Annotated in this window: 20 protein-coding genes and 3 tRNA genes; 16 read left to right on the top strand and 7 right to left on the bottom strand. The window is 65.6% G+C overall.

The window, feature by feature from the left end:
- Positions 1-9 precede the first annotated feature (9 nt).
- Entirely contained in the window at positions 10-1440 is a 1431-nt protein-coding gene (locus IB232_RS06330; RefSeq protein ID WP_192397681.1) for a M48 family metalloprotease, read from the bottom strand.
- A 100-nt stretch (positions 1441-1540) separates the two neighbouring features.
- Here IB232_RS06330 and IB232_RS06325 point away from each other — a divergent pair, with 100 nt between their 5' ends.
- Complete coding sequence (locus tag IB232_RS06325; protein ID WP_192397680.1) at positions 1541-1780, top strand: sulfurtransferase TusA family protein; 240 nt, start codon at positions 1541-1543, stop codon at positions 1778-1780.
- A gap of 52 nt (positions 1781-1832) precedes the next feature.
- On the opposite strand, the gene IB232_RS06320 is transcribed toward IB232_RS06325, so the two are convergent.
- Together IB232_RS06320 and IB232_RS06315 are read right to left on the bottom strand one after the other, a co-directional pair.
- Complete coding sequence (locus tag IB232_RS06320) at positions 1833-2306, bottom strand: peroxiredoxin (protein ID WP_192397679.1); 474 nt, start codon at positions 2304-2306, stop codon at positions 1833-1835.
- A 10-nt stretch (positions 2307-2316) separates the two neighbouring features.
- Positions 2317-2874: a glycine cleavage system protein R gene (locus IB232_RS06315; protein WP_192397678.1), complete on the bottom strand. Its 558-nt coding sequence runs from the start codon at positions 2872-2874 to the stop codon at positions 2317-2319.
- Between the two features lie 167 nt (positions 2875-3041).
- Here IB232_RS06315 and dapA point away from each other — a divergent pair, with 167 nt between their 5' ends.
- The 8 genes from dapA (at position 3042) to rmuC (ending at position 9884) form a co-directional block, all read left to right on the top strand.
- Positions 3042-3920 (top strand): 4-hydroxy-tetrahydrodipicolinate synthase, encoded by an 879-nt coding sequence (gene dapA / locus IB232_RS06310; RefSeq protein ID WP_192397677.1) that lies wholly within the window; start codon positions 3042-3044, stop codon positions 3918-3920.
- A gap of 17 nt (positions 3921-3937) precedes the next feature.
- Positions 3938-5053: an outer membrane protein assembly factor BamC gene (gene bamC, locus IB232_RS06305; RefSeq protein WP_137971408.1), complete on the top strand. Its 1116-nt coding sequence runs from the start codon at positions 3938-3940 to the stop codon at positions 5051-5053.
- A gap of 93 nt (positions 5054-5146) precedes the next feature.
- Positions 5147-6016 (top strand): phosphoribosylaminoimidazolesuccinocarboxamide synthase, encoded by an 870-nt coding sequence (locus IB232_RS06300; protein ID WP_192397676.1) that lies wholly within the window; start codon positions 5147-5149, stop codon positions 6014-6016.
- A 122-nt stretch (positions 6017-6138) separates the two neighbouring features.
- Positions 6139-6228: transfer RNA gene (locus IB232_RS06295), tRNA-Ser, on the top strand.
- Positions 6229-6407: 179 nt separating this feature from the next.
- Positions 6408-6779, top strand: a complete 372-nt coding sequence (locus tag IB232_RS06290) for an antitoxin Xre/MbcA/ParS toxin-binding domain-containing protein (RefSeq protein ID WP_192397675.1) — start codon at positions 6408-6410, stop codon at positions 6777-6779.
- Between the two features lie 48 nt (positions 6780-6827).
- Positions 6828-7580, top strand: coding sequence for an RES family NAD+ phosphorylase (locus tag IB232_RS06285; RefSeq protein WP_192397674.1), 753 nt, complete (start codon positions 6828-6830; stop codon positions 7578-7580).
- A gap of 394 nt (positions 7581-7974) precedes the next feature.
- Complete coding sequence (locus IB232_RS06280) at positions 7975-8346, top strand: tetratricopeptide repeat protein (RefSeq protein ID WP_412547716.1); 372 nt, start codon at positions 7975-7977, stop codon at positions 8344-8346.
- A gap of 128 nt (positions 8347-8474) precedes the next feature.
- Entirely contained in the window at positions 8475-9884 is a 1410-nt protein-coding gene (gene rmuC, locus IB232_RS06275) for a DNA recombination protein RmuC (RefSeq protein ID WP_192397980.1), read from the top strand.
- Positions 9885-9900: 16 nt separating this feature from the next.
- On the opposite strand, the gene IB232_RS06270 is transcribed toward rmuC, so the two are convergent.
- Together IB232_RS06270 and IB232_RS06265 are read right to left on the bottom strand one after the other, a co-directional pair.
- A complete protein-coding gene (locus tag IB232_RS06270) occupies positions 9901-10599 on the bottom strand; it encodes a pirin family protein (protein ID WP_192397672.1) in 699 nt (232 codons plus the stop codon).
- A 120-nt stretch (positions 10600-10719) separates the two neighbouring features.
- The gene (locus IB232_RS06265; protein WP_192397671.1) at positions 10720-14190 is read right to left on the bottom strand and encodes a PAS domain-containing hybrid sensor histidine kinase/response regulator; all 3471 of its coding nucleotides are present in this window, start codon (positions 14188-14190) and stop codon (positions 10720-10722) included.
- Between the two features lie 164 nt (positions 14191-14354).
- Between IB232_RS06265 and IB232_RS06260 the strand changes: the two genes are divergently transcribed.
- From IB232_RS06260 to IB232_RS06240, 5 genes are all read left to right on the top strand, one after another.
- Positions 14355-14924 carry a GNAT family N-acetyltransferase gene (locus IB232_RS06260; RefSeq protein WP_192397670.1) on the top strand — a complete coding sequence of 190 codons (570 nt, stop codon included), beginning with the start codon at positions 14355-14357 and terminating at the stop codon, positions 14922-14924.
- Positions 14925-14929: 5 nt separating this feature from the next.
- Complete coding sequence (locus tag IB232_RS06255; RefSeq protein WP_192397669.1) at positions 14930-15757, top strand: AraC family transcriptional regulator; 828 nt, start codon at positions 14930-14932, stop codon at positions 15755-15757.
- A 71-nt stretch (positions 15758-15828) separates the two neighbouring features.
- Complete coding sequence (locus IB232_RS06250) at positions 15829-16539, top strand: AzlC family ABC transporter permease (protein WP_192397668.1); 711 nt, start codon at positions 15829-15831, stop codon at positions 16537-16539.
- A complete protein-coding gene (locus IB232_RS06245; protein WP_192397667.1) occupies positions 16539-16868 on the top strand; it encodes an AzlD domain-containing protein in 330 nt (109 codons plus the stop codon). The genes IB232_RS06250 and IB232_RS06245 overlap by 1 nt, the downstream gene beginning before the upstream one ends.
- 249 nt (positions 16869-17117) lie before the next feature.
- Complete coding sequence (locus IB232_RS06240; RefSeq protein ID WP_192397666.1) at positions 17118-18989, top strand: MFS transporter; 1872 nt, start codon at positions 17118-17120, stop codon at positions 18987-18989.
- A 55-nt stretch (positions 18990-19044) separates the two neighbouring features.
- On the opposite strand, the gene sugE is transcribed toward IB232_RS06240, so the two are convergent.
- Together sugE and rdgC are read right to left on the bottom strand one after the other, a co-directional pair.
- Positions 19045-19359: a quaternary ammonium compound efflux SMR transporter SugE gene (gene sugE, locus IB232_RS06235; RefSeq protein WP_192397665.1), complete on the bottom strand. Its 315-nt coding sequence runs from the start codon at positions 19357-19359 to the stop codon at positions 19045-19047.
- A 169-nt stretch (positions 19360-19528) separates the two neighbouring features.
- A complete protein-coding gene (rdgC, locus tag IB232_RS06230; protein WP_192397664.1) occupies positions 19529-20449 on the bottom strand; it encodes a recombination-associated protein RdgC in 921 nt (306 codons plus the stop codon).
- Positions 20450-20609: 160 nt separating this feature from the next.
- Between rdgC and IB232_RS06225 the strand changes: the two genes are divergently transcribed.
- Both IB232_RS06225 and IB232_RS06220 read left to right on the top strand, forming a co-directional pair.
- A tRNA-Val gene (locus IB232_RS06225) sits at positions 20610-20685 on the top strand.
- Between the two features lie 14 nt (positions 20686-20699).
- Positions 20700-20776, top strand: a tRNA-Asp gene (locus IB232_RS06220).
- Positions 20777-20873: the final 97 nt, after the last annotated feature.

Genomic DNA, 20873 nt, shown 5'->3' with positions numbered 1-20873 from the left:
TGGCGGGGTTCAGCGCATCATCTTGTCCAGTGCGCGTTTCTCTTCCATCAGCTCCTGCTGGCGGGCGTCTATGCGCGAGGCCAGGGGGAAGTTGCTGCTGGCGCGGCGCTTGGCCAGATCGAGCTGTTCCAGCGCCTGGTCGTAATCGCCGACCAGGGCGAAGAACTCGGCGCGGGCCTGGTGCAGGCCGATGATGTTGCGCGTCAGGCCGCGCACCTCGGCGACCTGGTACCAGACGTCCGGGTCGTTGCCGCGCTGCTTGAGCAGCTGGTCAAGGGCGGTCTCGGCCTCCTTGGTCTGATTCTGCTTGAGCATCAGGTCGATGCGTGCCTGCTCCAGCGGGTAGCTATCCGGGTACAGGTTGCGCATGCGCTCGATACGCTGGCGGGCGTCGCCCAGGCGGTTGGCGTTCTCGTCCAGGTCGATCATGGCCAGGTTGTAGATCAGCTCGTCGGGTGCCTTGGCCAGCAGGTCGTTGAGGTCCTTGCGTGCCTCTTCGGAGCGACCGGCCTTGATCTGCGCCAGGGCCAGGCCGTAGCGGGCGGCGTCCAGCTTGGGGTTGCCGTCGAGCATGGAGCGGAAGCGTTTGGCGGCGATGCCCGGTGTCTCCTCGAACATCAGCTGGGTGCGGGCGCGCATCAGTTGGTAACGCAGGCTGTCTTCGACCCCCTTGGGCGGATACTGCTCGGCGCGGTTGCGGGTGTCGGCGATACGCGACTCGGTCACCGGGTGGGTGAGCAGGAATTCCGGTGGTCTGGAGTCGTAACGATACTGGCGCATCAGGCGCTCGAACATGCTCGGCATGGCACGTGGGTCGTACCCGGCCTTCTCCAGATTGAGCAGGCCGATGCGGTCGGCTTCCTGTTCGTTCTGCCGGGAGAAGCGCCGCTGCTCCTGAATGGCCGCAGCCTGGGCGCCCATGATGGTAGCGATGCCGGCATCGCCTGCACCGGCTGCGGCGGCTACGATGCCGGCGAGCATGGCGGCCATTACCGGTACCTGCATGCGTTGCTGGGCCTCGATGCCGCGGGCGAAGTGGCGTTGCGACAGGTGCGCCAGTTCGTGGGCCATCACCGAGGCGTATTCGGCCTCGGTCTGGGCGTGCAGCAGCAGGCCGCCGTTGACCCCGACTATGCCGCCGGGCGCGGCGAAGGCGTTGATCTGCGGGCTGTTGAGCAGGACGAACTCCAGGCGCCGATCCTCCAGCTGGCTGGTCTCGGCCAGGCGGTAGACGCTGGTCTCCACGTAGTCCTTGAGCAGCGGATCGGAGAGCTGGTCGACCTGGCCGCGCAGCACGCTAAGCCAGGCGCGGCCGAGGCGGTGTTCCTGCTCCGGCGAGACGATGGACGAGCTGGAGTCACCGAGCGACGGCAGGTCGCTGGCGAAGGCGGGTAGCACCAGGCAGGCGAGGGCGAGCAGGGAGGGGCGCAGAAGAGTCATGCACGGGGCTCTTGGCAAACGAAGGCCTTACTGTAGCCGCCTCGCCGCTCTGCTGGCCAGGGTTGTGCGGTATCCTTGCCGGCCTTCTAGGAGAGACTGCATGACCGATTTCCCCGCCTGCGACGCCGAGCTGGACGCCAGTGGCCTGAGCTGCCCGCTGCCCTTGCTCAAGGCCAAGCTGGAGCTCAATCGCCTGGCCAGCGGTGCGGTGCTCAAGGTGACCGCCACCGACGCCGGCTCGCAGCGCGACTTTCGCGCCTTCGCCCGGCTGGCCGGCCATGAGCTGCTGCGCGAGGAGGAAGAGGGTGGGGTGTTCCGCTACTGGCTGAAGAAGGCCTGAAGCGAGCGCGATGAAAAGGGCCGCATCAGCGGCCCTTTTCATTTCGGCGTAATCAGCCCTTGTGCAGGGCCTGAGCCGCCGCCAGTACTTCATCCACATGGCCCGGCACCTTCACGCCGCGCCACTCGCGGCGCAGCACGCCGTCGGCGTCTATCAGGAAGGTGCTGCGGTCGATGCCCAGGTATTCCTTGCCGTACAGCTTCTTCAGCTTGATCACGTCGAACAGCTGGCAAACGGTCTCGTCCTTGTCGCTGATCAGCTCGAAGGGAAATTCCTGCTTGCACTTGAAGTTTTCGTGGGACTTCAAGCCGTCACGCGATACCCCGAAGACCAGGGTGTTGGCAGCCTGGAAAGCCGGATACTGGTCGCGGAAGCCCTGGCCTTCGGTGGTGCAGCCCGGGGTGCTGTCCTTGGGGTAGAAGTAGATCACTACCTGTTGGCCCTTGAGGGCGCTGAGGCTGACCTGTTGGCCGCTGGTGGCGGCGGCGCTGAAATCGGCGACCGGCTGGTCGAGGGAAACGGCCATCTCGGATTCCTTATGGGTTCTGCGGGCGCCAGGGTTCGATCAGCGCGTCCAGGTTGAGGGCGTCGGAGAAGTCGAGGAACTGGTCGCGCAGCCAACTGATCTGGGTGCCCGGTGGCAGCGTCACGGTCAGCGTGGCGTTGAGCAGGGTGCCGCCGGTCTGCGGGGCCTGGTAGGTATCGCAGGTGATGCTTTCCAGCTCCACGCGGTGGTCGCTGAAGAACTGGCACAGCTCGTTGAGGATGTCCGGGCGGTAGGCGCAGCTGACATAGGCCACATAAGGCAGCGAATTGGGGCGAGCCTCGAGGGCGCCGCTGCGGATCATGTTGACGCTGAAACTGTGACGCTTGGCCAGGGGCGGCAGAACGCCTTCCAGGCGGGCCAGGGCGTCCCAGCTGCCGCTGACCTGCAAAGTCAGCGAGCTGTATTCGCCGTGCCGGGTGAGGCGGCTGCTGACCACGCCGCAGCGGTTTTCCTGGGTGGCGCGGCAGAGCACGCTGGTCAGCTCCATGGGGTTGGCGCCAAGGGCACTGATGACAAGGAATTGTTCGCGAACCTGGGGGGTGGACATTCAGCTTTCCTGAAACGAAGAGGGCTGGCGCGATGAGGCGCCAAACAAAGAGGGAAGGGTAGCGAAAAGCGCCGCTCAGGGGAATGCTGGCCTGGGTCCCGTTCGCTTGTGCAACACAGGTGGCGCCAGTACCATTACCGCTCTCTTTTTCCGGCAGGAGCGGTTGCATGATTTCGGGCAGTATGGTGGCACTGGTCACGCCCATGGACGCACAGGGTGGTCTGGACTGGGCTGCTCTGAGCAGGCTGGTCGACTTCCACCTGCAGGAAGGCACCAACGCCATAGTCGCCGTCGGCACCACTGGCGAATCCGCCACTCTGGATGTCAACGAGCACGTCGAAGTCATCCGCCGCGTGGTCGACCAGGTTGCCGGTCGTATCCCGGTGATCGCCGGTACCGGCGCCAACAGCACCCGCGAAGCCATCGAGTTGACCCAGAACGCCAAGAGCGTCGGCGCTGATGCCTGCCTGCTGGTCACCCCCTACTACAACAAGCCGACCCAGGAAGGCTTGTACCAGCACTTCCGCCACATCGCCGAGAGCGTGGCCATTCCGCAGATTCTCTACAACGTGCCGGGCCGCACCGCCTGTGACATGCTGCCGGAGACCGTCGAGCGCCTGTCCAAGGTCGCCAACATCATCGGTATCAAGGAAGCCACCGGCGACCTGCAGCGCGCTCAGGACATCCTCGACCGCGTCAGTTCCGACTTCCTGGTCTATTCCGGCGATGACGCCACCGCCGTCGAGCTGATGCTCATGGGCGGCAAGGGCAACATTTCCGTGACCGCCAACGTCGCCCCGCGTGCCATGGCCGAGCTCTGCGCCGCCGCGATGGCCGGCGATGCCGCTACCTCGCGCGCTATCAACGAGCGCCTGATGCCGCTGCACAAGAACCTGTTCATCGAATCCAACCCGATTCCGGTGAAATGGGCCCTGCAGGAAATGGGCATGATGCAGGACGGCATTCGTCTGCCGCTGACCTGGCTCAGCCCGCGCTGTCACGAACCGCTGCGTCAGGCCATGCGCCAGTCCGGCGTCCTGGCTTAATCGAGGAATACTTGCGCATGAAGCGACTGGCTGGACTCTCTGCCCTTGCCCTGATCATCTCCACCACCAGCGGCTGCGGCTGGCTGTGGGGCGATGAAGGCTACTTCCGTGACCGCTCCACCGACTATCTGGATGCGCGCCAGACTGCTCCCATGCAGATGCCGCCGAACGTCGACGCCAAGCGCATTGACCCGCTGCTGCCGGTGCCAGCGCATGTCGCCACCAGCTCCGAGACCCCGCAGAGCTTTGAAGTGCCGCGCCCGCAAGCCCTCGGCACGACCGGCGAGGCCAGTGAATTCAGCCTGCAGAAGAGCGGCGACTCGCGCTGGCTGGTGGCCCAGCGTGCTCCGGCGGAAGTCTGGCCGGTGGCTCGCTCCTACTTCGAGAACAGCGGTTTCCGCATTGCCGAAGAGCGCCCGCAGACCGGCGAGTTTATCACCGAGTGGCAGGGCGTTGAGGACCTGGCGCCGTCCATGGGCCGTCGCGTGGGCAGCCTGATGGCCGATACCGACAACCAGGTTCGCGTGCGTGTGCGCATCGAGCCGGGCGTGGTGCGCAATACCAGCGAAGTGTTCGTGGTCAGCGCCGAGCGTGAGGAAGGCAGCACTGCCGACGTGGCCTTCCCGGCCCGTACCGGCAACGCCAGCCTCGAGGCCTCGCTGCTCGACGGCATGCTCGCCGACCTCAGCAGCACCGCCGAGCATGGCTCGGTATCCCTGCTGGCTGCGCGCAACTACGACGCCCCCAGCCGCATCAACCTGACCCAGGACGGCGCCGGCAACCCGGTACTGAACCTCAGCACCGACTTCGACCGTGCCTGGTCCAGCGTCGGTCGCGCTCTGGAGCTGGGCGACGTGCGCGTCGACGACATCAACCGCAGCCTGGGCGTGTACTACGTCAACCTGGCTGAGGGCGCCAAGAAGCCGGAAGAAGAGAAGGGCTTCATCAGCGGCCTGTTCGGCAGCGAGCCGACCCAGGAAGAGATCGATGCCCGCGCCGAGCGCTATCAGGTGCGCCTGACCAGCAGCGCCGGTGGCGACGTGCAGGTCACCGTGGAGAAGGACATCAACACCGTGGCCCCGGAAGACGTGGCCCGCCGTGTGCTGACCCTGATCCAGGAAAACCTCGGCTGATCCCGGCCCGGCGGCTGCCGGGCCTGCAGCGAATCGATAGGCGAAACCCGGTGGGTTTCGCCTGTTTCGTTTAAACCAGGCGGAAACTTCGACATGACCACTCCCACCACCCTGAGCCTGAAGAAGATCTACTCCGGCAAAGTCCGCGACCTCTACGAGATCGATGCCAAGCGCATGCTGATGGTCGCTACCGATCGCCTTTCGGCCTTCGACGTGATCCTCGACGAGCCGATCCCGGAGAAGGGCAAGATCCTCACCGCCATTTCCAACTTCTGGTTCGACAAGCTCAAGGACGTGGTGCCCAACCACTTCACCGGCGACAGGGTTGAGGACGTGGTGCCGGCTGCCGAGCTGCCGCTGGTGGAAGGCCGTGCGGTGGTCGCCAAGCGCCTCCAGCCGGTCGCAGTGGAAGCCATCGTGCGTGGCTATATCGTCGGTTCGGGCTGGAAGGAATATCAGAAGAGCGGCACCGTCTGCGGCATCCAGCTGCCGGCCGGCCTGAAGGAAGCGGCCAAGCTACCGCAGCCGATCTTCACCCCCTCGACCAAGGCTGCCGTTGGCGACCACGACGAGAACATCAGCTTCGAGCAGTGCGAGGCCATCATCGGTGCAGAACTGGCGGCCAAGGTGCGTGATACCGCCATCGCCCTGTACAGCGCCGCAGTCGAGTACGCGGCCACCCGAGGCATCATCATCGCTGACACCAAGTTCGAGTTCGGCCTGGACGAAGACGGCACCTTGACCCTGATGGACGAGGCGCTGACCCCGGACTCCAGCCGCTTCTGGCCGGCCGACAGCTATGCCGAAGGCAGCAACCCGCCGAGCTTCGACAAGCAGTTCGTGCGTGACTGGCTGGAGTCCACCGGCTGGAACAAGGAGCCGCCGGCACCGGCCGTACCGGCCGAAGTAGCGCAGAAGACCGCCGACAAATACCGCGAGGCACTGACCCGGCTGACCAGCTGAGTCGCACCGCGGAAGAAGGAGGGAGCCATGGGCTCCCTTTTTCATGCCTGCCGCAAGCGCCTGATCGCACAAGAAAAATTGCTGGACTAACGGCGCTCAGCTGATATCATGCGCACCGCTTTGGGAAGATGCCGGAGTGGTCGAACGGGACGGATTCGAAATCCGTTGTGTCAGCAATGGCACCTAGGGTTCAAATCCCTATCTTCCCGCCATACAAAGTGCAAAACCCCTGGAGTCCTCGGACTTCAGGGGTTTTTGCGTTTCTGGGGTATGGAAAAGTCGCCTGCAGCTCCTGTTTAGCATCTAGGCTCGTATCTCCAAATAACTTCTCTAGTGTTTGTTTTGCAATTAGTTTGCTATGTTTGTTTCAAACGAACATCTGGAGGCGATAATGAGTGCGCTCAGCAAACCCGGCGTCGATGCCGATGCGGTATTGCTCAAGGCCCTGCTCAGTACTCGTGAGCAGTTGGGTCTCACCCAGCAGGAGCTGGCGGAGATAGTCGGGGTCAACCGTTCCGCCATCAGCCGCTGGGGCGATAGCGGTGGCCTGCGTCCGCAGAGCAAGACCGGCGAACTGGCGCTGCTGCTGATCCGTATCTACCGCGCCCTGTTTGCTCTGTTTGGCGGCAATCTCGATGACATGCGCCACTTCCTGCGCACCGAGAATCGCCATCTGGCCGGCGTGCCGCTGGAGCAGATGGGCCAGGTGCAGGGGCTGGTGCGTGTGGTGGAGTACCTCGACGCGATCCGCGGCAAGGTCTGACTTCCTTTCCCGACGCCCCGCCATGGTGGGGCTAAGCGAGTTTCCGATATGGATATCTGGCAGGCCTGTGCCGGCGCAGAACAGCTGACTCCATTACGCGGCCGGCTGGTACGCCTGGTGGAGAACCAAGAGCAGGTGGCCACCCTGCAGCTGGTGGATACCCTGGAAGAGCAGGCCCTGCTCGAGCAGCTGCTGGAGAGCAGCAAACCGCCACTGCCGCCCGGCGACGAGCCCTTGCACTACCTATTACACACGCCGTTCCGTTACCCGCCGCTGCGCTGGGGCTCGCGCTTCGGTCGGCGCCATGAGCCGAGCCTGTTCTACGCTGCCTGCCAGCTGGAGACGGCCATGGCCGAGACGGCGTTCTACCGTTTCGTGCTCTGGTATGGCATGGCCGAGCCGCCGCCGAGTGGGCGCATCCTCTCCGAGCATTCCTCCTTTGAAGCGCGCTATCAGGTGCAGCGCGGCATTCGCCTGCAGCTGCCGCCGTTTGATCGGTACCGCCAGGCGCTCACTCATCGCAGCGACTACCAGGCTACCCACGAACTGGGCAGCGCCATGCGCGAGGCAGGGGTGGAGGCGTTCGAGTATCCCTCGGCGCGTTGTCCGTTAAGCGGCACCAATGTCGCCCTCTATGCACCTGCCGCGTTCAGCGAGAAGCGCCCGCGCAACCTGCAACCCTGGCTGTGCGAAACCACCTCCGGATATGTGGCTTTCAAGAGTGCCCAGGCGCCGGATATTCCACGCCTGTTCGGCCTGGAGCTGTACCTGGTCGACGGCCACCTGCCGCAGCCCGCCTAAGGCCCGCGCCTGCGCTGAAAGAGGGCGAGGGCGGCGCACTTGTGCACATTGGCGAAGCAGCTTGTCAAGCTTCTGTCACAAAGCGTCGTAATCGCTTGATTCTCCATGATCATTTTTCAAGTCAATGAAAAATAAGGGATTTTTTCATTGGTGAAAAAAGCATCAGTTTGAGCCAAGGCCCCAGACCGTGGGCGGTGAGAAAGGTTTCCACCAAGTTGTCCACGTAGTTATCCACAGCTTCTGTGGATTGTCCGAGTAGTTGCTCTAGAGCGCGGTTTTGCGCGTTTGGCAAGTCTTTACCGGGCGAGAAAAGAGAGTAGAGTGGCGCGCCCCGAAGCCAGCCGTTGCTTACATGAAGTCTCGCGTTCTGTCCGCCGCCCAGCACCAGCCCGACATGGGTAATCGTCTGCCGGTTCGTCTGGCCTTCTGGCTGCTCGATCGCCCCCGCCTGGGGCATCACTCCACCATCAAACGCTTCGCCGGCGGCCTGCTCAAGCAGCCGGCCCGCAAGGGCTTAGTCGCGGCGCAGAGCCGCCTCGGTCAATTGCTGTGTCGTGACTGCGGCAACGCGCGTGATCGCCGCATCGGCCAGGAGCTGCTGCGTCAGGCGGCCCGCGCCGGCGACCTGCGCGCCCAGCTGGAACTCGGCCGCCTCTATTGCCAGCCGCGTCAGCGCGAGCCGCTGCAGGCCAGGCACTGGCTGGAACTGGCGGCGGCCCAAGGCTCCCACGAGGCCGCGCGCCTGCTGCAGCGTCTCGATCACTGATCGACGCGGGTATACTGCCGGGCATTCCTTTCCCGCCAGCGAGTCCGCCCGTGCCCGTTTCCTTCGTTCTCGATCTGCCCAATCTGCTGCTCGGCCTGTTGCTCGGCGCCGTGCCACTGGCCGTGCTGCTGTGGCGCCAGCAGCGCGGGCTGGCGAGCCAGGCGGCCGAGCGTCTGTTACTGGAAGAGCGCCTGAGCCAGGCGCGCCTGGCTCAGGAAGGCCTGAGTGCCCAGCTCGATGGCGCCAACGATGATCTGCGCAGCCAGCAGCAGGAGGGCGCTCGCCAGCAGGCCGAGCTGGCTGCCCTGCGTCGCGAGAGCGAGCTGCTCGGCCGCGAGCGCGAGGCCGCTCAGGCGGCTGCTCAGGAATGGGCGCGCGAGCGTGAGAACAAGGAAGGTCAGCTGCGCCAGCTGGAGAGCCAGCGTGCCGGTCTCGCCGCCGAACTGCGCGAGCAGCAGGAACATCACCAGCAGCGCCTGACCGATCTGCAGGCCGCTCGCGACGAGCTGCGTGCGCAGTTCGCCGAGCTGGCTGGCAAGATCTTCGACGAGCGCGAACAGCGCTTTGCCGAGACCAGCCAGCAGCGCCTCGGCCAGTTGCTCGATCCGCTCAAGGAGCGCATCCAGGCGTTCGAGAAGCGGGTGGAGGAGAGCTACCAGAACGAGGCGCGCGAGCGCTTCTCCCTGGCCAAGGAACTGGAGCGTCTGCAACTGCTCAACCAGCGCCTGGGCGACGAGGCGACCAACCTGACCCGCGCGCTCAAGGGCCAGAAGACCCAGGGCAACTGGGGGGAGCTGGTGCTGGAGCGGGTGCTGGAGCATGCCGGCCTGGAGAAGGGCCGCGAGTACCACACCCAGGTCAGCCTCAAGGGCGCCGATGGCGAGCGCTTCCAGCCAGACGTGCTGATCCAGCTGCCCGGCGACAAGCAGGTGATCGTCGACGCCAAGGTCAGCCTCACCGCCTACCAGGCGATGATCGTCGCCGAGGACGAGGTCGTCCGCACCCATGCCCTGAAGCAGCATGTTCTGAGCCTGCGTAGCCACCTCAAGGGGCTGGCGGTGAAGGACTACCAGCGTCTGGAAGGCTTGCACAGCTTGGACTTCGTCCTGCTGTTCGTACCTATCGAAGCGGCCTTCGCCGCCGCCTTGCAGGCCGACCCTGGCCTGTTCCAGGAGGCCTTCGAGCAGCATGTGGTGATCGTCAGCCCGACCACGCTGCTGGCCACGCTGCGGGTGATCGACAGCCTGTGGCGTCAGGAACGGCAGAGCCAGAACGCTCGGGATATCGCAGAGCGTGCCGGCCAGCTGTACGACAAGTTCGTCGCCTTCATCGCCGACCTGGACGAGATGGGCAGCCGCCTCAAGCAGCTGGACAAGGCCTATGACGCAGCGCGCAACAAGCTGTGCGAGGGCCGCGGCAACCTGATCAATCGGGTCGAGAATCTCAAGCTGCTCGGTGCCCGCGCCAGCAAGAGCCTGCCGGCGGATCTCATCGAGCGCGCCGCCGGCATGCCGCTGCTGGACGAGGCGGGCGAGTAACTCGCGCGCTCGCGGTTCAGGCCACGTCGACCAGAATCACCTCGCTGTCTTCCAGCGCGGTGACCCGCACCACTTCTTCCTGTGCGATGGCCACGCCGTCGCGCTCCAGTGCCTGCACGCCGTTGACCTCGATACGGCCCTTGGCCGCTACCAGGTAGCCCTTGCGCAGGCGGCCCAGCGGGTACTCGGCGCTTTGCCCTGCGCTCAGAGTGGCGGCAGCCAGGCGGGCATCGGCGCGGATGCGCAGGGCCTCCTCGTCGCTGTCGTGGCCGCTGGCCAGTATCACGAACTGGCCGGCGCGCTCGCCTTGCGGGAAGGGCTTGGCGCCCCAGGACGGCGCTTCGCCTTGCTGGTCCGGGATGATCCAGATCTGGAAGATCTTGGTGGTGACATCTTCCAGGTTGAACTCCGAGTGGGCGATGCCGGTGCCGGCGCTCATCACTTGTACGTCGCCGGCCTCGGTGCGGCCCTGGTTGCCCAGGTTGTCGCGGTGCGTGATGGCGCCTTCGCGGACGTAGGTGATGATCTCCATGTCATGGTGCGGGTGCGGCGGGAAGCCCGAACCTGCAGCGATCTCGTCGTCGTTCCACACGCGCAGGCGGCCCCAGTTGGTGCGCTGCGCATCGTGGTACTCGGCGAAGGAGAAGTGGTGACGGGCGTTCAGCCAGCCGTGGTGGGCATGGCCGAGGGAGGCGAACGGGCGTACGTCGATCATGGTGATGACTCCGTGGCTGCAACGCCGTATTGCGCTGCAGGAATGGCGAGCATCATCTATCGAGGATGTATTGATAAAAAGCGCAAAAAACCGCTACTTCCTATCGATTAAATCAATGATTCAGGCTAAGGTCAGGTGCCGGCTGATTAGCGCCCGCAGCGCCGCCGGCTTGACCGGCTTGGCCAGGTAGTCGAGGCCGGCGGCGTGCACCTCGGCCACCAGCTCGGGGCGGCCGTCGGCGCTGATCACCACGCCGGGCAGCGGCTGGCCCAGACGCGTGCGCAGCCAGGCCATCAGCTCGGTGCCGGTGTCGCCTTCGTCCAGGTGATAGTCGATCAGCGCCAGTTGCGGGCGCACGTCCTCGTCGAGCAGGTGCTCGCACTCCAGGCGATTGCGTGCCGTCCATACCTGGCAGCCCCAGCGCGACAGCAGGCTGTGCATGCCGGTGAGGATGCTGTCCTCGTTGTCGATGCACAGCACCTGGGCGCCGCCCAGGGTGTGGCCGTTGAGCTCGATGCTCGCCGGCTTGGCCTGCGGTGCGGCGCCGCGCACCAGTGGCACGCGCACGCTGAACACGCTGCCTTTGCCCGGCCAGGAGCGCACTTCCAGGCGATGGTCGAGCACTCGGCACAGACCATCAGCGATCGCCAGGCCCAGGCCCAGGCCTTTCTCGGCGCGGGTCTGGTGGCTGTCCAGGCGCTTGAATTCCTCGAAGATCACCTTGCGCTTGTCCTCGGGAATGCCTGGGCCGCGGTCCCAGACCTCCAGGCGCAGGAATTCGCCGTCGCGGCGGGCGCCGAGCAGCACGTGGCCGCGGGCATAGCGGAAGGCGTTGGTGAGGAAGTTCTGCAGCACCCGGCGCAGCAGCTTGGGGTCGCTGTCGATGCGCAGTTTGCTGGGCACCAGGTGGAAGTCCACGCGCTGCTCCTGGGCCAGCACGCGGAATTCGGCGCCGAGGGCGTCGAACAGCTGGCCGAGGGGGAAATGGCTGCGCTCCGGGGTGATGCGGCCGTTCTCCAGGCGCGAGATGTCCAGCAGGTCGGTGATCAGGTCTTCCGCCGAGCGCAGCGAGCTGTCCAGGTGGCGCACCAGTTCCTGGGCTTCCTGGGGCAGGGCGTCCTGCTGGTGGGAGAGAGAGGCGGAGAACAGCCGCGCGGCGTTCAGCGGTTGCATCAGATCGTGGCTGACGGCGGCGAGGAAGCGGGTCTTCGACTGGTTGGCCGACTCGGCGTTGCCCTTGGCCTCGCCCAGTGCCTGGTTAAGTTGCGACAGCTCGTGGGTGCGTGCCTCGACCCGCTGCTCCAGCCCTTCGTTGGCCTCCAGCAACGCCTGCTCGGCCTGGCGGAACGCGGTGATGTCGGTGAAGCTCATGACGAAACCGCCGCCGGGCATCGGGTTGCCGATCAGCTCTATGACCCGGCCGTTGGGGAACAGCCGCTCCGAGGTGTGCGCCTTGCCCTGGCGCATCCAGTACAGGCGCTTGGTCACGTGCTCTTCCACGTCACCGGGGCCGCACAGGCCGCGCTCGGCGTTGTAGCGGATGATCTCGGCAATCGGCCGGCCGACGCCGATCAGCCCGTCCGGGTACTCGAACAGTTCCAGGTAGCGACGGTTCCAGGCCACCAGGTGCAGGTTCTGGTCGACCACGCTGATGCCCTGGTTGATGTTCTCGATCGCCCCCTGCAGCAGGGCGCGGTTGAACTGCAGCACCTCGGACGCCTCGTCGACGATGCGCACCACGTCCTCGACCTGCATGTCGCGGCCTTCGATGGCGGCGCGTACCACGGCGCGGGTACTGGATGCGCCGAGCACGCCGGCCAGCAGGCGTTCGGTATGGGCGATCCACTCGGGGTCGGCATTCTGCGTCGGGATGAACGGGCGATCCTGCTGGTAGGCGAAGCGCACGAAGCTCTGGCGTGCGCGTTCCTCGCCGACGAAGCGCGCGGCCAGGGTCATCAGGTCGGCCACCTGCACGGCCAGCAGGTTGCGCCCGCTGGACTTGGCGCCGGTATCCAGGCCGATGAAGCGGCCGGCCTGCCAGTGCTCGGAGACCCGCGAGCGGGAGAGCCAGGAGACCAGGGCGAACAGCAGGAAGTTGCCGGCCAGCGACAGCAGCACGCCGCGGGTCAGGGGGTCAACCTCGATGCCGATCGGGTAATAGAGCAGCTCCGGCAGCAGCGGGAAGCGGTCCAGTGACCAGCGCAGGCCGCCCGCGGCCAGCGGCAGGGCCAGGGTGTACAGCCACAGGGCGCAGCCGGCGGCGAGGCCGGCGAACACGCCGCGGCGGTTGGCCTGTTTCCACACCAACGCGCCGAGCATGGCCGGTGCCAGCTGGCCGATGGCGGCGAACGACAGCTGGCCAATGGTGGCCAGGCTGGCGTTGGTGCCGAGCAGGCGATAGCAGACGTAGGCCAGCAGCAGGATGATCAGGATGCTCAGGCGCCGCGCGCTGAGCATCCACTGGCGGAAGGCCTCGAACGGTCGCTCGGTGTTCTGCCGGCGCAGCAGGGCCGGCAGCAGCATGTCGTTGCTGACCATGGTCGACAGCGCCACGGCCTCGACGATCACCATGCCGGTGGCGGCCGAGGCGCCGCCGATGAAGGCCAGCATCGCCAGCGCCGGATGCGCCTCGGCCAGCGGCAGGCTGATCACGAAGGAGTCCGGCTGCACGCCGGCCGGCAGCAGCAACTGGCCGGCGAGGGCGATGGGCACCACGAACAGCGCGGCCAGCAGCAGGTAGGCGGGGAACACCCAGCGCACCAGGCGCAGGTCGGCCGGCTCGATGTTCTCCACCACGCTGACGTGGAACTGACGCGGCAGGCAGATGATCGCGGTCATCGCCAGGCCGGTCTGCACCAGCATCGCCGGCCAGCTCACGGTCTGCGACCAGTAGCCTTCCAGCGCCGGGGCTTGGCTGGCCCGTTCGAGAAGGTCGCCGAAGCCGCCGAACAGGCCCCAGGTGACGAACACGCCGACGGCGAGGAAGGCCAGCAGCTTGACCAGCGACTCGAAGGCAATTGCCAGCACCATGCCGCGGTGGTGCTCGGTGACATCCAGGCTGCGGGTGCCGAACAGCACGGTGAACAGGGCCAGGATCAGCGACACGATCAGCGCCGTGTCCTGGCTGCGAGTGGGGCTGGGCGTGGTGCCGATCAGCAGGTTGACGCCGAGCACGATGCCTTTCAGCTGCAGGGCGATATAGGGCAGCACGCCGACCAGGCAGATCAGCGCCACCACCACCGCCAGGCTCTGCGACTTGCCGTAGCGCGCGGCGATGAAGTCGGCGATCGAGGTGATGTTCTCGCGCTTGCTGATGGCCACCATCTTTTCCAGCACCCAGGGGGCGAACAGCAGGACGATGATCGGCCCCAGGTAGATCGGCAGGAACGACCACAACTGGCCGGCCGCCTGGCCGACCGCGCCGAAGAAGGTCCAACTGGTGCAGTACACCGCCAGCGACAGGCTGAAGACCCAGGCACGCAGGCGCGGCTTGAGCGGCGTGCGGCGGCGGTCGCCATAGAAGGCGATGGCAAACAGGATGGCCATGTAGGCCAGGGCGACGAAGGCGATCAATCCGCCGGACAGCGACATGCGAACTCCGCGTATGGGGCATGGTCAGCAAGACCATTGACTATGGGTTTAGTCTCGCACGCGGCGCCGCAATCGTCAGGCCGACCAAGGTCGCAACCAGCTTGAGTCGCCGCCAGGCGCCTGCTAGCGTGATCGGCCGTGGTCGCCTTGCCGGAGTTCGTGTCATGTTCAAGCCTCAACCTGTCACCCTGCAGCAGGGTGCGCTGCGCCTCGATCCGCTGAGCGAGGGTGACCTGCCTGGCCTGCTGCAATTGGCCGAGGCCAACCGCGAATCCCAGCAGTACATGAGCGGCACCACGCGCCCGGACTGGTACCGCAACGCCCTGGCCGATCAGCGCGAGGGCCGTGAGGTGGTCTTCGCCATTCGCCTGGCCGGCGAGCTGGTCGGCACCACCAGTTTCTTCGACTTCAATCCGGTGCTGCCGGCCGCCGAGATCGGCGCGACCTGGCTGGATGCCCGCCAGCACGGCACCGGCCTCAACGGCATGATCAAGTACCTGATGCTGCGCCACGCCTTCGAGGAGTGGCAGTTGGTGCGCGTGCAGCTGAAGACCGCCGCGAGCAACCTGCGCTCCCAGCGCGCCATCGAGAAGCTCGGCGCCCAGCGCGAGGGGCTGCTGCGCAACCACCGGCGCCTGGCCGACGGCCGCCTCGATCACACGGTGATGTACAGCATCACCGACAGCGAGTGGCCGCAGGTCAAGGCCGGCCTGGAGGCGCGCTTCGGCGCCTGATCGCGATGGCCGACGGCGAGCAGACCCGTTTCTGGGAGAGCCAGGCTCTGACCGGCGTGGAACTGCTGCACGCGCGCTATATCGAGCAGCGCTTCGCTCCGCATGTGCACGAAGGCTTCGTGTTTACCGTGATCGAGGGCGGCGCCCAGCGCTTCCGTCATCGCGGTAGCGATCACCTGGCTCCGGTCGGCAGCATGGTGCTGATCAACCCGGATGAAGTGCACACCGGTTCCAAGGCTCACGAGCAGGGCTGGTGGTACCGCGCCTTCTACCCGGCACCGGCGCAGGTCCAGGGTGTGCTGGAGGAGTTGGGTCTGGCCGGTGGCGGCATGCCGTCGTTCGGCGTCAGCGTGCTGCAGGACCTCGACCTGCACCAGGCCTTCGGCCATCTGCACCGCATGCTCGATAGCGACGCCGATGCGCTGCAGCAGCAGACGGCCTGGCGCGAGGCGATCCTGCTGCTATTCCAGCGCCACGCGCGGATATCCCAACCTGCCGAGCCCGGTCGTGAGCCACGCGCCGTGGCTCTGGCCAAGGATCTGCTGGCCGCGCGCCTGGGTGAGCCGCCCTCGCTGGAGGAGCTGGCGTCGCTGGTCAATCTCTCGCCCTTCCACTTTGCCCGCGTGTTCCGCCGAGCCACCGGCCTGCCACCGCATGCCTGGCTCAAGCAGCGGCGCCTGGAGCAGGCGAGGGCGCTGCTGCGTTCCGGCTGCGCACCACTGCAAGTGGCCATGCAGCTGGGCTTCTCCGATCAGAGCCATCTGAATCGACAGTTCAAGCAGAGTTATGGCGTCAGCCCCGGCGAGTATCGCCGCGCCTGTGCCGATTTCTGAGATAGACGCGCAAGATCGTTCAAGACACCGCCCGCGGCGCCCGGCTAGCCTCCTCGGTTCAAGGAGGTTCCATGTCCCGTCATCACGAATTCCTGCAAGGCACTCGCGACATGCTGCCGATGCTGCTCGGCGCCATGCCCTTCGGCATCATCTACGGCAGCCTGGCCGGCGCTGCCGGGCTCACGCCCTGGCAGACCATCGGCATGTCGGTGCTGGTGTTCGCCGGCTCGGCTCAGTTCATCGCCATCAGCCTGCTGGGCGGTGGCGCGACCCTGGCCGTGCTGTGGCTGACCACGCTGGTGGTCAACCTGCGCCACGCCTTGTACAGCGCTAGCCTGCAACCCTTCGTGCGTCACCTGCCCAAGCGTTGGCGGGTGCCGCTGGCCTTCTGGCTGACCGACGAGGCCTTCGCCGTGGTCCAGCACCGTTATGCCGAGAGCGACGCTTCGCCGCACAAGCACTGGCACTTCCTCGGCGCGGCGCTGGCCATGTACGTCAACTGGCTGGCCTGCACACTGGTCGGTCTGGTGTTCGGCCAGGCGGTGCCGAACATCGGTGACTGGGGACTGGACTTCGCCATGCTCGCCACCTTCATCGGCATCGTCGTGCCCATGCTGCGCAATCGTCCGCAGGTGGCGGCGGCGCTGGTGGCCGGCGCGGTGGCGCTGGCCTGCCACGGCCTGCCCTACAAGCTCGGCCTGATGGCCGCTGCCTTCGCCGGCATCGTCGTCGGAGTGCTGCTGGAGCGTCGCTACCGCCTGCTGCAGGACGAGGTGTTCTGATGGAAAACTGGATCCTGATCCTCGGTATGCTGGTGATCACCTTCACCACCCGCTATAGCCTGTTCGCCTTCCCCGACCTGCGCTTCCCACCACTGATTCGCCAGGGCCTGCACTACGTGCCGACCGCCGTGCTCACCGCCATCGTGGTGCCCGGCATGCTGCTGCCGGATGGCAAGACCTGGGCGCTGAGCCTGGACAACGCCTACCTGCTGGCCGGCCTGGCGACCATTGCCATCGCCGCGGTGACTCGCCATCTGCTGGCGACCATTGGCGGTGGGCTGCTGGTGTTCTTCCTGCTGCGCTGGTGGCTGGGGCAGATGCCTATCTGATTCGTAGCGAGTTTCGATAATCAGCCGCAGCCCGGACTTCAGTCCGGGAAACCTCAACCAGTCCCGGACTGAAGTCCGGGCTACGGCGCTATCGGCGACACGGAATAGCCTGGAAGCCCCTTACCCCCGGCCCCTCTCCCAAAGGGCGTGGGAGCAAGGCACGAAAGCGCAACGCAGGTGTGGCTTTGCCTGGGGCAGATGCTGTCCAATATCGGACGGCCCGCTCGGCCTCTCACAGGTACAAGGACGATGACCCAGAATTCGCAATTCGCCCTGCTTGGCACCCGGCGTTTCCTGCCGTTCTTCGTGACCCAGCTGCTCGGCGCGTTCAACGACAACATCTTCAAGCAGTCGCTGATCCTCGCCATCCTGTTCAAGCTCAGCGTCAGTGCCGACCGCGATCTGCTGGTCAACCTCTGCGCACTGCTGTTCATCCTGCCGTTCTTCCTGTTCTCTGCCCTCGGAGGCCAGTTTGGCGAGAAGTTCGCCAAGGACGCGCTGATCCGCGCGATCAAGCTGGCCGAGATCGCGATCATGGCGGTCGGCGCAATCGGCTTCCTGCTCGACAATCTCTACCTGATGCTGGCGGCGCTGTTCGCCATGGGCACTCACTCGGCGCTGTTCGGCCCGGTGAAGTACTCGATCCTGCCGGCGGCGCTGCGCGAGCAGGAGCTGGTGGGCGGCAACGCCCTGGTGGAGATGGGCACTTTCCTCGCCATCCTCGCCGGCACCATCGGCGCGGGCCTGCTGATGTCCGGTGAGGGCTATCGCGTGGCGGTGGGCATCGCCATCGTCGGCACCGCCGTGGCTGGCTACCTGGCCAGTCGCAGCATCCCGCACTTCGCCGCGGCGCTGCCGCAGCTGCAGCTGGACTGGAACATCTTCCGCCAGTCCTGGCAGATCATGCATCTGGGCCTGGGCCAGCGCCCGGCGGTGTCGCGCTCGCTGATCGGCAGCTCGTGGTTCTGGTTCCTCGGGGCGATCTACCTGACGCAGATTCCGACCTTTGCCAAGGATCTGCTGCACGGCGACGAGAGCGTGGTGACGCTGATCCTCACCGTATTCTCGGTGGGCATCGCGCTGGGCTCGATGCTCTGCGAGCGCATGAGCGGGCACAAGGTGGAGATCGGCCTGGTGCCGTTCGGCTCGTTCGGCCTGTCGCTGTTCGGCATCCTGCTGTGGGCCACCTCCAGCAGCTTCCCGCAGGCGGCCGCGGCGCACGACTGGCTGGGTCTGCTGCAGATGGGCGAGGCCTGGTGGGTGCTGGCCTCGATCCTCGGCCTGGGCGTCTTCGGTGGCTTCTACATCGTGCCGCTGTACGCGCTGATCCAGTCGCGTACCGAGGCGCACGAGCGGGCGCGGGTGATCGCCGCCAACAATATCCTCAACGCGCTGTTCATGGTGGCGGCGGCGCTGGTGTCGATCCTCTTCCTCAGCGTCGCCGGGCTGTCGATCCCGCAGCTGTTCCTGGCCATCTCGCTGATGAACCTGGCGGTCAACGCCTACATCTTCAAGATCGTCCCCGAGTTCACCATGCGCTTCCTGATCTGGATGCTCAGCCACTCGATGTACCGGGTGCGCCACCAGAACCTGGAAGTGATCCCGGAGGAGGGCGCGGCAGTGCTGGTGTGCAACCACGTGTCCTTCGTCGATGCATTGCTGATCGGTGGCGCGGTACGCCGGCCGGTGCGTTTCGTCATGTACTACAAGATCTACAACCTGCCAGTGCTCAACTTCATCTTCCGCACCGCCGGCACCGTGCCGATCGCCGGGCGCAACGAGGACCCGGAAGTGTTCGAGCGGGCCTTCGCGCGTATCGCCCAGTATCTCGCCGAGGGGGAGGTGGTGTGCATCTTCCCCGAGGGCAAGCTGACCACCAGCGGCGATATCGACGAGTTCAAGGCCGGGGTCGAGCGCATTCTCGCCGCCAATCCGGTGCCGGTGATTCCACTGGCGCTGCAGGGCCTGTGGGGCAGCTTCTTCAGCCGCGCGCCGCACAAGGGGCTGTTCAAGCGCTTCTGGTCGCGAGTCAACATAGTCGCCGGCACGGCGCTGCCGGCGGACACCGGACGCTTGGCGCTGCAGGAGCAGGTAAGCCTGCTGCGTGGCGACCAGCGCTAAGCTCGATGCCCACAAAAAAGCCCGCCAATCGGCGGGCTTTTTTATGGCGGCGCACTCAGTGGCTGAGCTTGAGGCCGACTAGGCCGATGATGATCAGCGCCACGCTGCCCAGGCGCATCAGCGCCATGGATTCGCCGAACAGGACGATGCCGGCGATCACCGTGCCGACGGCGCCAACGCCGGTCCAGATGGCGTAGGCGGTGCCCAGCGGAAGCTCCTTCATGGCCAGGCCGAGCAGGGCTAGGCTGACGATCATGGCGCCAACGGTGAGCACGGTGGGGAGGGGGCGGGTGAAGCCGTCGGTGTACTTGAGGCCGATGGCCCAGCACACCTCGAAGAGGCCGGCGAACAACAGGATGATCCAGGACATGGTGGTAGCTCCGTACTGCTGAAAAGGCGACGGGCCGTCCCGGATGATCACTCGAAAGGAGCCACGAGGTCGTCCTCGCGTCGTTCGCTATTCTGCACAGGGCGCTGCACAGGGCAAGCCCGAGAGGACGGGCGGACCCTGTGAGTTGTTGCGGAAGTTGTCCGGAAGGTCAGATGCCTTCCGGGATCTCTTCGCCGCCGAGTGCCTCGAACAGGGCCGGCAGGAAGTCGGCGAAGGTCAGCATCATCAGAGTGAAGCTGGCATCCAGCTGCCCCGGTGCATCTTCACCGCCATCCTGAGCGGCCTGGTCCTGCAGCAGGTCCTCGAAGCGCAGGCGCTTGACCGCCAGCTTGTCGTCCAGCACGAAGGACAGCTTGTCCTGCCAGGCCAGGGACAGCTGGGTGACCAGCTTGCCGGCGGACAGGTGCAGCTGGATTTCCTCGCTGGTCAGGTCCTGGCGCTTGCAACGCACCACGCCGCCGTCCTCGCTGGTGTCGCGCAGCTCGCACTCGTCGAGCACGAAGAAGTCCGGCGCGGCGGCTTGGGTCTTGACCCAGTCTGTGAGGGTGGCGGTCGGCGCCATCTTCACGCTCAGCGGACGCACCGGCAGCGAGCCGATGGCCTCGCGCAGGGTCGACAGCAGGTCTTCGGCCTTTTTGGCGCTGGCGCTGTCGACCAGGATCAGGCCGAGCTTCGGTGCGATGGCGGCGAAGGTGCTGGAACGACGGATAAAGGCGCGCGGCAGGAAGCTCATGACGATCTCGTCCTTGAGCTGGTCGCGCTCCTTCTTGTAGACCTTGCGCATCTGCTGCGCCTCGATCTCGTCGACCTTGTCCTTCAGCGCATCGCGAACCACGCTGCCGGGCAGGATGCGTTCTTCCTTGCGCGCGGAGATCAGCAGGAAGTCACCGCTGACATGCACCAGCGGCGCATCGCCACCCTTGCCGAACGGGGCCATGAAGCCGTAGGTGGTCAGCTCCTGGCTGGCGCAGGGGCGCGCGGCCTTGGCGGCCAGTGCCGCTTCCAGGGCTTCGGCGTCGAAGGGCACGTCCTGGGTCAGGCGATAAACGAGCAGGTTGCGGAACCACATGGGGGTTGACTCTCCAATTACGCAAAGCGCGCATTATTCTCCGCCGGGGCGGATTGGCCAACCCATCGCTAAGCCTTTGGAACAATTGCAGATTTTTTTTAAAAAAGAGCTTGCCAAGGCCAGGGTCGCTCTCTAGAATGCGCCCCACTTCGAGAGTGAAGGGTGATTAGCTCAGCCGGGAGAGCATCTGCCTTACAAGCAGAGGGTCGGCGGTTCGATCCCGTCATCACCCACCATCTCGCAGTTACGCGCAGCGGTAGTTCAGTCGGTTAGAATACCGGCCTGTCACGCCGGGGGTCGCGGGTTCGAGTCCCGTCCGCTGCGCCATACATAAGCCTTGGTTAGACTGAAGACCAAGACTGGAAGAAACGACCGAAAGGTCGTTTTTTTTTGCCCGTGATTTCCATCCAGTGCGCAGGGCGTG

Origin of the sequence: Pseudomonas sp. PDM15, from assembly GCF_014851565.1 — a bacterium.
GTDB lineage: Bacteria > Pseudomonadota > Gammaproteobacteria > Pseudomonadales > Pseudomonadaceae > Aquipseudomonas.
This window is presented reverse-complemented; position numbering and strand designations above follow the sequence as displayed.

Coding starts and splice junctions, on each gene's coding strand:
- IB232_RS06330 (WP_192397681.1), bottom strand. CDS start 1,440: ATGACTCTTCTGCGCCCCTCCCTGCTCGCCCTCGCCTGCCTGGTGCTA.
- IB232_RS06325 (WP_192397680.1), top strand. CDS start 1,541: ATGACCGATTTCCCCGCCTGCGACGCCGAGCTGGACGCCAGTGGCCTG.
- IB232_RS06320 (WP_192397679.1), bottom strand. CDS start 2,306: ATGGCCGTTTCCCTCGACCAGCCGGTCGCCGATTTCAGCGCCGCCGCC.
- IB232_RS06315 (WP_192397678.1), bottom strand. CDS start 2,874: ATGTCCACCCCCCAGGTTCGCGAACAATTCCTTGTCATCAGTGCCCTT.
- dapA (WP_192397677.1), top strand. CDS start 3,042: ATGATTTCGGGCAGTATGGTGGCACTGGTCACGCCCATGGACGCACAG.
- bamC (WP_137971408.1), top strand. CDS start 3,938: ATGAAGCGACTGGCTGGACTCTCTGCCCTTGCCCTGATCATCTCCACC.
- IB232_RS06300 (WP_192397676.1), top strand. CDS start 5,147: ATGACCACTCCCACCACCCTGAGCCTGAAGAAGATCTACTCCGGCAAA.
- IB232_RS06290 (WP_192397675.1), top strand. CDS start 6,408: ATGAGTGCGCTCAGCAAACCCGGCGTCGATGCCGATGCGGTATTGCTC.
- IB232_RS06285 (WP_192397674.1), top strand. CDS start 6,828: ATGGATATCTGGCAGGCCTGTGCCGGCGCAGAACAGCTGACTCCATTA.
- IB232_RS06280 (WP_412547716.1), top strand. CDS start 7,975: ATGGGTAATCGTCTGCCGGTTCGTCTGGCCTTCTGGCTGCTCGATCGC.
- IB232_RS06270 (WP_192397672.1), bottom strand. CDS start 10,599: ATGATCGACGTACGCCCGTTCGCCTCCCTCGGCCATGCCCACCACGGC.
- IB232_RS06265 (WP_192397671.1), bottom strand. CDS start 14,190: ATGTCGCTGTCCGGCGGATTGATCGCCTTCGTCGCCCTGGCCTACATG.
- IB232_RS06260 (WP_192397670.1), top strand. CDS start 14,355: ATGTTCAAGCCTCAACCTGTCACCCTGCAGCAGGGTGCGCTGCGCCTC.
- IB232_RS06255 (WP_192397669.1), top strand. CDS start 14,930: ATGGCCGACGGCGAGCAGACCCGTTTCTGGGAGAGCCAGGCTCTGACC.
- IB232_RS06250 (WP_192397668.1), top strand. CDS start 15,829: ATGTCCCGTCATCACGAATTCCTGCAAGGCACTCGCGACATGCTGCCG.
- IB232_RS06245 (WP_192397667.1), top strand. CDS start 16,539: ATGGAAAACTGGATCCTGATCCTCGGTATGCTGGTGATCACCTTCACC.
- IB232_RS06240 (WP_192397666.1), top strand. CDS start 17,118: ATGACCCAGAATTCGCAATTCGCCCTGCTTGGCACCCGGCGTTTCCTG.
- sugE (WP_192397665.1), bottom strand. CDS start 19,359: ATGTCCTGGATCATCCTGTTGTTCGCCGGCCTCTTCGAGGTGTGCTGG.
- rdgC (WP_192397664.1), bottom strand. CDS start 20,449: ATGTGGTTCCGCAACCTGCTCGTTTATCGCCTGACCCAGGACGTGCCC.